Annotated in this window: 1 rRNA gene; it reads left to right on the plus strand. The window is 52.0% G+C overall.

Features of this window, described 5'->3' with window-relative positions:
• Positions 1 to 65: 65 nt before the first annotated feature.
• Positions 66 to 3,000 (plus strand): 23S ribosomal RNA (locus V7654_RS16385).
• The last annotated feature ends 49 nt before the right edge of the window (positions 3,001 to 3,049 follow it).

Below are 3,049 nucleotides of genomic sequence, written 5' to 3' on the forward strand. Positions count from 1 at the left end.
TGATCGCCATTTTAGTTTTTCTCTCTATTTAATAGAGAATCAACCACGACAATTTATTGTCAAACGGTTAAGTTAGAAAGGGCGCACGGTGGATGCCTTGGCACTAGGAGCCGATGAAGGACGGGACTAACACCGATATGCTTCGGGGAGCTGTAAGTAAGCTTTGATCCGGAGATTTCCGAATGGGGAAACCCACTGTTCGTAATGGAACAGTATCTTTACCTGAATACATAGGGTATTGAAGGCAGACCCGGGGAACTGAAACATCTAAGTACCCGGAGGAAGAGAAAGCAAACGCGATTCCCTGAGTAGCGGCGAGCGAAACGGGACATAGCCCAAACCAAGAGGCTTGCCTCTTGGGGTTGTAGGACACTCTACATGGAGTTACAAAGGAACGGGGTAGATGAAGTGGTCTGGAAAGGCCCGTCAGAGAAGGTAAAAACCCTGTAGTTGAAACTTCGTTCCCTCCTGAGTGGATCCTGAGTACGGCGGGACACGAGAAATCCCGTCGGAAGCTGGGAGGACCATCTCCCAAGGCTAAATACTCCCTAGTGACCGATAGTGAACCAGTACCGTGAGGGAAAGGTGAAAAGCACCCCGGAAGGGGAGTGAAATAGATCCTGAAACCGTGTGCCTACAAGTAGTCAGAGCCCGTTAATGGGTGATGGCGTGCCTTTTGTAGAATGAACCGGCGAGTTACGATTACATGCAAGGTTAAGTTGAGAAGACGGAGCCGCAGCGAAAGCGAGTCTGAATAGGGCGAATGAGTATGTGGTCGTAGACCCGAAACCAGGTGATCTACCCATGTCCAGGGTGAAGGTTGGGTAACACCAACTGGAGGCCCGAACCCACGCACGTTGAAAAGTGCGGGGATGAGGTGTGGGTAGCGGAGAAATTCCAATCGAACTTGGAGATAGCTGGTTCTCTCCGAAATAGCTTTAGGGCTAGCCTCACGTTGTAAGAGTCTTGGAGGTAGAGCACTGTTTGGACTAGGGGCCCTCATCGGGTTACCGAATTCAGACAAACTCCGAATGCCAAAGACTTATCCGTGGGAGTCAGACTGCGAGTGATAAGATCCGTAGTCAAAAGGGAAACAGCCCAGACCACCAGCTAAGGTCCCAAAGTATACGTTAAGTGGAAAAGGATGTGGAGTTGCTTAGACAACCAGGATGTTGGCTTAGAAGCAGCCACCATTTAAAGAGTGCGTAATAGCTCACTGGTCGAGTGACTCTGCGCCGAAAATGTACCGGGGCTAAACGTATCACCGAAGCTGTGGATTGACATCTCTGATGTCAGTGGTAGGAGAGCGTTCTAAGGGCGTTGAAGCTAGACCGTAAGGACTGGTGGAGCGCTTAGAAGTGAGAATGCCGGTATGAGTAGCGAAAGATGGGTGAGAATCCCATCCACCGAATGCCTAAGGTTTCCTGAGGAAGGCTCGTCCTCTCAGGGTTAGTCGGGACCTAAGCCGAGGCCGAAAGGCGTAGGCGATGGACAACAGGTTGATATTCCTGTACCACCTCTTTATCGTTTGAGCAATGGGGGGACGCAGTAGGATAGGGTAAGCGCGCTGTTGGATATGCGCGTCTAAGCAGTAAGGCTGCAAGTGAGGCAAATCCCGCTTGCGTGAAGGCTGAGCTGTGACAGCGAGGGAAATATAGTACCGAAGTTCCTGATTTCACACTGCCAAGAAAAGCCTCTAGCGAGATAAAAGGTGCCCGTACCGCAAACCGACACAGGTAGGCGAGGAGAGAATCCTAAGGTGAGCGAGAGAACTCTCGTTAAGGAACTCGGCAAAATGACCCCGTAACTTCGGGAGAAGGGGTGCTCATTTGGGTGAATAGCCTAGATGAGCCGCAGTGAATAGGCCCAGGCGACTGTTTAGCAAAAACACAGGTCTCTGCGAAGCCGCAAGGCGAAGTATAGGGGCTGACGCCTGCCCGGTGCTGGAAGGTTAAGAGGAGGGGTTAGCGCAAGCGAAGCTCTGAATCGAAGCCCCAGTAAACGGCGGCCGTAACTATAACGGTCCTAAGGTAGCGAAATTCCTTGTCGGGTAAGTTCCGACCCGCACGAAAGGCGTAACGATCTGGGCACTGTCTCAACGAGAGACTCGGTGAAATTATAGTACCTGTGAAGATGCAGGTTACCCGCGACAGGACGGAAAGACCCCGTGGAGCTTTACTGTAGCCTGATATTGAATTTTGGTACAGCTTGTACAGGATAGGTAGGAGCCTGAGAAACCGGAGCGCCAGCTTCGGTGGAGGCGTCGGTGGGATACTACCCTGGCTGTATTGAAATTCTAACCCACGCCCCTGATCGGGGCGGGAGACAGTGTCAGGTGGGCAGTTTGACTGGGGCGGTCGCCTCCTAAAGAGTAACGGAGGCGCCCAAAGGTTCCCTCAGAATGGTTGGAAATCATTCGCAGAGTGTAAAGGCACAAGGGAGCTTGACTGCGAGACCTACAAGTCGAGCAGGGACGAAAGTCGGGCTTAGTGATCCGGTGGTTCCGCATGGAAGGGCCATCGCTCAACGGATAAAAGCTACCCCGGGGATAACAGGCTTATCTCCCCCAAGAGTCCACATCGACGGGGAGGTTTGGCACCTCGATGTCGGCTCATCGCATCCTGGGGCTGTAGTCGGTCCCAAGGGTTGGGCTGTTCGCCCATTAAAGCGGTACGCGAGCTGGGTTCAGAACGTCGTGAGACAGTTCGGTCCCTATCCGTCGTGGGCGCAGGAAATTTGAGAGGAGCTGTCCTTAGTACGAGAGGACCGGGATGGACGCACCGCTGGTGTACCAGTTGTCTTGCCAAAGGCATCGCTGGGTAGCTATGTGCGGACGGGATAAGTGCTGAAAGCATCTAAGCATGAAGCCCCCCTCAAGATGAGATTTCCCATAGCGCAAGCTAGTAAGAACCCTGAAAGATGATCAGGTTGATAGGTCAGAGGTGGAAGCGCGGTGACGTGTGGAGCTGACTGATACTAATCGTTCGAGGACTTAACCTATTTAGAGATTACTCGTTCTTCTAAATTCTTCTTACACATTATCTAGTTT

Source organism: Bacillus sp. JJ1609, from assembly GCF_036967045.1.
GTDB lineage: Bacteria > Bacillota > Bacilli > Bacillales > Cytobacillaceae > Mesobacillus.